At 72.6% G+C, this 5,935-nt stretch carries 6 protein-coding genes and 1 pseudogene; 2 read left to right on the top strand and 5 right to left on the bottom strand.

Translation table 11 applies throughout. The features are described from left to right. Both VE172_RS06805 and VE172_RS06800 read right to left on the bottom strand, forming a co-directional pair. Positions 1–778, bottom strand: a pseudogene (locus VE172_RS06805) (ABC transporter permease); the annotation flags it as partial. A gap of 47 nt (positions 779–825) precedes the next feature. Continuing rightward, on the bottom strand, positions 826–1,527 hold the full coding sequence (locus tag VE172_RS06800) for an ABC transporter ATP-binding protein (RefSeq protein ID WP_324798977.1): 702 nt from the start codon (positions 1,525–1,527) through the stop codon (positions 826–828). A 139-nt stretch (positions 1,528–1,666) separates the two neighbouring features. On the opposite strand from VE172_RS06800, the gene VE172_RS06795 reads away from it, so the two are divergent. Both VE172_RS06795 and VE172_RS06790 read left to right on the top strand, forming a co-directional pair. Further along, the gene (locus tag VE172_RS06795; RefSeq protein ID WP_349258281.1) at positions 1,667–2,467 is read left to right on the top strand and encodes a sensor histidine kinase; all 801 of its coding nucleotides are present in this window, start codon (positions 1,667–1,669) and stop codon (positions 2,465–2,467) included. Further along, positions 2,464–3,111 (top strand): response regulator transcription factor, encoded by a 648-nt coding sequence (locus VE172_RS06790; RefSeq protein WP_324798972.1) that lies wholly within the window; start codon positions 2,464–2,466, stop codon positions 3,109–3,111. The genes VE172_RS06795 and VE172_RS06790 overlap by 4 nt, the downstream gene beginning before the upstream one ends. On the opposite strand, the gene msrA is transcribed toward VE172_RS06790, so the two are convergent. The 3 genes from msrA to VE172_RS06775 form a co-directional block, all read right to left on the bottom strand. Beyond that, on the bottom strand, positions 3,108–3,701 hold the full coding sequence (gene msrA, locus VE172_RS06785; RefSeq protein ID WP_324798970.1) for a peptide-methionine (S)-S-oxide reductase MsrA: 594 nt from the start codon (positions 3,699–3,701) through the stop codon (positions 3,108–3,110). The two genes, VE172_RS06790 and msrA, sit on opposite strands and share 4 nt — an antisense overlap. 39 nt (positions 3,702–3,740) lie before the next feature. Then, complete coding sequence (locus VE172_RS06780; RefSeq protein ID WP_324798968.1) at positions 3,741–4,676, bottom strand: hypothetical protein; 936 nt, start codon at positions 4,674–4,676, stop codon at positions 3,741–3,743. Beyond that, positions 4,676–5,935: SbcC/MukB-like Walker B domain-containing protein (locus VE172_RS06775; RefSeq protein WP_324798965.1), on the bottom strand; the 1,260-nt coding region annotated here is incomplete at its 5' end. The genes VE172_RS06780 and VE172_RS06775, both read right to left, overlap by 1 nt.

Below are 5,935 nucleotides of genomic sequence, written 5' to 3'. Positions count from 1 at the left end.
CGGACACCACGGCGCCGCTGACCACGTTGACCACCACGAAGACCGCCACCAGCACCCCGAGGATCCCGAAGACCATGAGGAACGGCAGGTACTTGCCCGGCCCGGCCGACACGGTCTTCTTGATCACCAGGTACGACTGCGACGCCACCAGCGAACCCTCCGGCAGCCGATCGGTCACCGCCTTGAGTCCCGCGGCGATGTCGGCGGAGGTGTCGTGGTCGTGAAAGCGGTACAGCATCTGGGTCTCGGTGGGCTTCAGGTCCGCCATCTGCCCGGGCGTCACCCACGCGTCGGCGGTGTCGCTGAGGCTGTACGCCTTGCCCACCACCGTGAACGTCCGGCCGTGGGCGTCGGTGAGGCGCGCGCCGATGTCGCGGGCGGGTTGGTCCATGCCCGGGGTCGCCTTGACGACGATCTCGCCGGGCTTGGCCGCCCAGCGGCCCTGCCACAGATCCATCGCGTCGACCTGTCCGCCGACGGGGCGGTCGCGGCCCACGATGGTGAAGGAGACGCCGGGGATGTCATCGGGCGCGTCGGCGGCCTTCAGGTTCTCCGTGGCGATCCCGAACGGCCCCGCGGCGGCCTCCACCTCGTCCAGATCGGACGTCGCCGCCAGGTCGTCGGTCGCCTTGGCGGAGAAGGTCGCCGTGACGTGGGCGCCGTTCTGCTGCGCGAACGCCCGGTCGAACGGCTGCGTCGAGGCCACCAGCAGCCCGAGCGCCACCGCGATCGTCGCGGTGGAGAACAGCACCACCACCGCGATGACGACGGTCTGCATGCGCCGCCGGTGTACGGCCGCCCGCGCGGCCCTCCACACCGCCCTCATCACGCACGCTCCAGGCTGCGATCGGACACCACGTGCCCGTCGGCCATCCGCACCACCCGGCTGGCGCAGCGCTGCGCGAGCCGCGGGTCGTGCGTGACGATCATCAGGGTCTGTCCCATCTGGTTGAGGTCCAGCAGCAGATCCATCACCTGTTCGCCGGCGTGGCTGTCCAGGGCGCCGGTGGGCTCGTCGGCCAGCAGCAGCCCGGGCCGATTCATCAGGGCACGCGCCACCGCGACCCGTTGCCGTTCCCCACCCGACAGCGCGGCGGGGTAGACGTCGCGGCGGTTGGCGATGCCGAGTTCGCCCAGCAGTTCCAGGGCGCGCTCGCGCGCCGGTCTGGCGGCCACGCCGGCCAACTGGGCGGCCAGCGCGACGTTGTCCAGCGCGGGCAGATCGTCCAGCAGATTGAAAAACTGGAATATCATGCCGACCCGGCGGCGCCGGAACAGCGCCAGCGCGGTCTCGTTGAGGGCGCCGAGGTCCTCGCCGTGCACGGTCACGGTCCCGGCGGTGGGACGGTCCAGTCCGGCCACCATGTTGAGCATGGTGGACTTCCCGCACCCGGAGGGGCCGATGACGGCGACCGCCTCGCCCGCCCCGACCTCCAGGGACAGGCCATCGAGCGCCGTGGTTGAGACGAACTCCTTGACGACGCCGTCGAGTCTCACGACGGGCTGCGGCGTGCTGTGGTCATTCATGCCACGAACCTAGAACCGCCACCGGCCGGACGCATCGGGCCACGGAGGTAACCTCGCGCCGGTGTCATCCCGGCGATGTATCGAATGGGTCCGCGGGGATGACGCGCCAACGGTTCGCGGCTGCCACAGTGGTTCCATGATGATGGCGCTGGTCGTCGCGTTGGCCGTGACCGGTGGAGCGGCGGGTTGCCTGGGTGTGGCGCTGGCGCGCTCCCGGCGGGCGCACCGCGCGGTGCTGGGCGAACGCGGCTGGCTGCTGGAGCGGGAACGCGAGGCCGCCGCCCGGTCCGCGGTGGACGCCGAGCGCGCCCGCATCGCCCACGACCTGCACGACATCGTCAGCCACAATGTCAGCCTGATGGTGGTGCAGGCGTCGGCCGCCAGCGAGATCCTCCGCGACGCGCCCGGCGCGGTCACCGAGGCCCTGGGGGCGGTGGAGAACGCCGGACGGGACGCGATGACGGAGCTGCGGCACCTGCTGGGCCTGCTGGCGCCGCCCGCCGACGGCTCCGAACCCGCCGACCTGTCGCCGCAGCCGAGCCTGGATCGCTTGAGTCCCTTGATCGATCGCATCGCCTTCGCCGGTCTTCCGGTCGAGGTGCGGGTGTCGGGCGAGCGCCGGGCCCTGCCGCCCGGCGTCGACGCCACCGCGTTTCGCGTCGTGCAGGAGGCACTGACGAACGCGTTGCGCCACGGCGACGGCGAGCGCGCCGACGTCAGCATCCGCTACGGCGACAGGTATCTGAGGCTGGAGGTGACCAACTCGGGTCCCAGTGTCCTGTTCGGAGCGCCGCCGGTCGGCGGCGCGGACCGGGGCGCGGGCCGGGGCCTGATGGGGCTGCGGGAGCGGGTGGCGGTCTACGGTGGTGACCTGGACGCTCGCGGGCGGCTCGGTGGCGGCTGGCGGGTGCGGGCCCGGATTCCCTTGGAGGGTCGATGAACGCGCCGCGGGTACTGATCGTCGACGATCAGGCCCTGATCCGTACCGGCTTCCGGATGATCCTGACCGCCCGCGGCCTGCGGGTGGTGGGGGAGGCGTCCGACGGCGCCGAGGCGGTGTCGCAGGCGACGCGGCTGCGCCCCGACGTGGTGCTGATGGACATTCGGATGCCCGGCATGGACGGTCTGGAGGCCACCCGGCGCATCCTTCAGGACCGCCGGGGGTGCCGCGTGATCATGTTGACCACCTTCGACCTCGACCGCTACGTGTACGCGGCGCTGTCCATGGGCGCCAGCGGTTTCCTGCTCAAGGACGTCACCGCCGCGCACCTGGCGGCGGCGGTGCGCCTGGTCGACACCGGCGACGCCCTGCTGGCGCCGTCCATCACCCGGCGCCTGGTGGAGCGCTTCGCCGCGCCGCCGGTCGTCCATCATGAACTGTCCAGTCTCACCCGAAGGGAGCGCGAGGTGCTCGCGCTGCTGGGCCGCGGACTGTCCAATACGGAGCTGGCCGAGCGGCTCACGCTCAGCGAGGCCACCGTGAAGACCCATGTCGCGCGGATCTTCGCGAAGCTCGGCCTGCGCGACCGCGCCCAGGCCGTCGTCCTGGCTTACGAGACGGGCCTGATCGTCCCGGGGGGCTAGGCGCGGGCTCGGCGCCCGGCCAGGTGCTGCTGGTGGCGAAGCTCGGCCGGATAGAACGGGAATTCCTCGGCCGACAGGATCTCGGTGGTGATGGGGTCCTTGCGGCGGCGGTCGAGTTCCCGCTGGAGCGCGTCGCGCGAGGCCGTGGCCCGGGCCGCCTGGCCGGAGTCGCGCGTGAAGATGGCGGAGCGGCCGTGGCCGCGCATGTCGATGCGGCGGGTGGGGTTCTCGTTGCGCCAGAATACGACCAGCAATTCCTCATAGGAGGTTTCGCGGGGGTCGTAGACGACCCGCACCGCCTCGGTGTGCCCGGTGCGGTGGCTGAGGATCTCGTCGGCTATCGGGTTGGGGGTGTGGCCGCCCTGGAAACCGGCGACGGTCGTCCACACGCCGGGCAGGTTCCAGAACTGGGCCTCGCCGCCCCAGAAGCAGTCGACGCCGAACTCGGCGACGTCGCTGCCCTCGGGGTAGGGCCCCAGCAGCGGGGTCCCGAAGACGGCGTTGCGGTCGGACGGGTCCAGCAGGGGGCCGGGCCGGCCGGGCAGCGCCTCGGAGGGCGGAAGCTTGGTGGTGTGGTGGGTCCCGAACATCGCGTCGACTCCTTTGGCCTCGACCATCAAGTCTAGTGGTCACGCCGGGCGTTGAGAACCGATTCTCAAGCCCCGCAACAACAATCGGGGATCGCCCAGTGTGGAGCGCAGCCGCCGCTCCAGGCCCGCGATCGGGGTGAGGTTCTGCGGCGCCCGCGGGTCCTTGTGCGCCGCCGACGCCAGCCGGGGCAGCACCGCCTGGGAGGAGTTGGCCAGGTCGATGACGTCGCCGATGTCGAGGTCCGCGGAGGCCTCCAGCCGCGCGATGCCCGCCCACGAACCGTCCCCGCCGCCCGGCAACCGCAGATACCAGGTGTGGCGCCGCCACGTGGTTCCCAGCACGAACACCGGCGTTCGCTCGCCGGGCGCCAGCTTGTCGATCAGCGGGCCCAGATCGTCGGGGAGGTAGCGCCGCTGGTGCGACTTGATGTACCCCACCGCCCGGGCCAGGTGGGTGCGGCGCCGCAGCGCGCCGTCGATCACCAGCAGGTCCCCGGGCGCCGGGTCGGCCGCGTCGGCGACCTCCACCTCGATGGACGTGAGCCGGTCCTGGACGGCGTTGAGCAGGTCCCCGGGCTCGCTGGCCCGCACCCGATGCGCCGCGTAGCTGGCGGTGCGCCCGGCGGTGAGCCCCGCGTCGGCGACGGCGCTGAACAGACCCCGCTCCACCCTGGTCACCGGCACCGTGGCCCGCGATCGGCCGTCCAGCACGCATTCCACGACCCCGGCGGCGTACGACGCGCAGATGCCGGGCGACGGCGGCTCGCCGTCCACACTGATGTCGACGCGCGCGTCCAGGCGGCGCACGCCGTCCACCAGCAGCACCCGGCGCGGCGCGGCGGCCGACGGCGTGACCGGCGCCCAGTCGCGCATCGGCACCTCGACGTTGAGCTCCAGCCGCGCCTGGCTGTCGCGCCCGGTTCCCTCGCCGGTGTCGGCGTAGCCGGGATCCCAGGCGCTGACACTGATCCGCATCAGCCCTCCATCCGCGCCACGTGGGAACCCCGGGCGTCCTTGCCGACCTCGAACCGCACCGGGACCCGCTCGGCCAGGGACGCCACGTGGGTGACGACGCCGACCATGCGGTCGCGGTTGCCCGCCAGGGATTCCAGACTGGACGCCACCTGATCCAGTGTGGCCGCGTCCAGGGTGCCGAAGCCCTCGTCCAACAGGATGGCCTCCAGACTCGCGCCGCGCGAGGACATCCCGGCCAGCTGGTCGGACATCGCCAGGGCCAGCGACAGCGACGCCGCGAAGGTCTCCCCGCCCGACAGGGTGCGCACCGGCCGGGTGAGATCGGCGTCGTGGTGGTCGATGACGTAGAAGTCGTTGTCGGCGTACGTCAGGTCGTACTGGCCGGATGTCAAGGCGCACAGGATCTCCGAGGCGCCGATGACCAGCTCGTCCAGGGCCTCGCTGAGCAGCCAGTTGACGAAGCGCCGGGTGCCGAGGTGCTCGTGGAGCTGCTTGGCGACCTGGGCGGCGCGGGCGCGCTCGCCGCGGTCGGCGGTGAGCTTGACGTACAGGTCGCGTTGCTCGAGCAGCTTGCGGTGCGCGTCCTCGGACTGGGCGGTGGCGCGCACCGCCGCCTCCACGAAGTCGGAGCCGCCCGAGGTGCCGGGGACGTGGACGTCGATCTCGGCCAGCCGCGCGACCAGAGCGTCGCGCACCTTTCGGACCTCGGACTCCAACGTGGACTCCGTGCGCTCGTGTTCGCGGCGCCGCGCCGCGCGGGCGCCCAGTTCCGTCCCGGCCCACTCGGCCAGGGCCCGCCACGCGGCGGCCAGGTCGTCGCGGTCGACGGCCGGCGGCGCCAGCGCGGCGACCCGGTCGCGATGGTGGTCGAACTTGCGCCACTCCCCGCTCTGCTGCTCGGCGAGCTTGGCGTGGTTGGATTCGTTGCGGCGCAGGGCATCCCGAGTGGTGCGCACCCGGGTGCTCGCCTCGGTGAGGGCGCGCTGCGCCTCCCGGGCCGCCTCGCGGTCGGCGCGCAGCCTCTCGGGCGACGGCGCGTCGGCCAGCGCCTTCGCCACCGCCGCCTGCTCGTCGATCCGGGTGTCCAGCCGGGCGCGGTAGTCCAGCGCGATGTCCTGGGACTTGCGCAGGTGCGCCTCGGACTCCGCGAGCGCCGCGCGGGCCTCCCGCAGGCGATCGTGGGCCGCCGACAACGCCCCCGTGTCGCCGCGCGGCGGCTCGGAAGACACCTCCTGGGTGCACACGGGACACTTCTGTCC

Origin of the sequence: Stackebrandtia sp. (assembly GCF_035643755.1) — a bacterium.
Lineage (GTDB): Bacteria > Actinomycetota > Actinomycetes > Mycobacteriales > Micromonosporaceae > Stackebrandtia.
Note: the sequence above shows the minus strand (reverse complement) of the source record. Positions and strands in the feature narration are given on the sequence as shown.

What these genes read in the sequence shown, in the direction of transcription:
- msrA (WP_324798970.1), bottom strand. Translation starts at nt 3,701, where the DNA reads ATGTTCGGGACCCACCACACCACCAAGCTTCCGCCCTCCGAGGCGCTG.
- VE172_RS06790 (WP_324798972.1), top strand. Translation starts at nt 2,464, where the DNA reads ATGAACGCGCCGCGGGTACTGATCGTCGACGATCAGGCCCTGATCCGT.
- VE172_RS06800 (WP_324798977.1), bottom strand. Translation starts at nt 1,527, where the DNA reads ATGAATGACCACAGCACGCCGCAGCCCGTCGTGAGACTCGACGGCGTC.
- VE172_RS06780 (WP_324798968.1), bottom strand. Translation starts at nt 4,676, where the DNA reads ATGCGGATCAGTGTCAGCGCCTGGGATCCCGGCTACGCCGACACCGGC.
- VE172_RS06795 (WP_349258281.1), top strand. Translation starts at nt 1,667, where the DNA reads ATGATGGCGCTGGTCGTCGCGTTGGCCGTGACCGGTGGAGCGGCGGGT.